At 65.2% G+C, this 454-nt stretch carries 1 protein-coding gene and 1 pseudogene; both read left to right on the forward strand.

Going from position 1 to position 454, the window contains the following annotated elements; translation table 11 throughout:
• A pseudogene (locus J5M73_RS31350) lies at nucleotides 1–181 on the forward strand (HlyD family secretion protein); the annotation flags it as partial.
• Nucleotides 182–195: 14 nt separating this feature from the next.
• Nucleotides 196–454 (forward strand): cysteine peptidase family C39 domain-containing protein (locus tag J5M73_RS31355; RefSeq protein ID WP_243434005.1); only part of this gene is annotated, 259 nt, incomplete at its 3' end.

The following is a 454-nucleotide window of genomic DNA, read 5'->3' on the forward strand; positions in this document are numbered from 1 at the left end:
GACGGCAAGCGGCACGTACTACCGGATCACGGTCGCGCTGAATTCGCAGAACGTGATGGCGTACGGCCGGGCGCAGCCGCTGCAGGCCGGCATGGCGTTGCAAGCAGACGTGCTGCAGGAGCGCCGCCGCCTGTACGAATGGGTGCTCGAACCTCTTTACAGCCTGACGGGCAAACTCTGACGCGACCCAAGCCTATGTCACTCCTCGATCGCCTCTCGTTCGGCATCGGCAGCAAGCTGCCGATGATCCTGCAGACCGAAGCCGCCGAATGCGGCCTTGCGTGCCTCGCGATGATTGCAGGCTTTCACGGTCACCACGTCGACCTCGCGACGATGCGCACGCGCTTTCCCGTGTCGCTCAAGGGCGCGGGTCTGGGCCGCGTGATCGACATCGCGCAGCGCCTCGATCTCGGCACGCGCGCGCTGAAGCTCGATCTCGAGCAACTCGGCCAAT

The sequence above is a fragment of the Pseudomonas sp. 50_B genome, from assembly GCF_017491625.1.
Taxonomy (GTDB): Bacteria; Pseudomonadota; Gammaproteobacteria; order Pseudomonadales; family Pseudomonadaceae; genus Aquipseudomonas; species Aquipseudomonas danubii.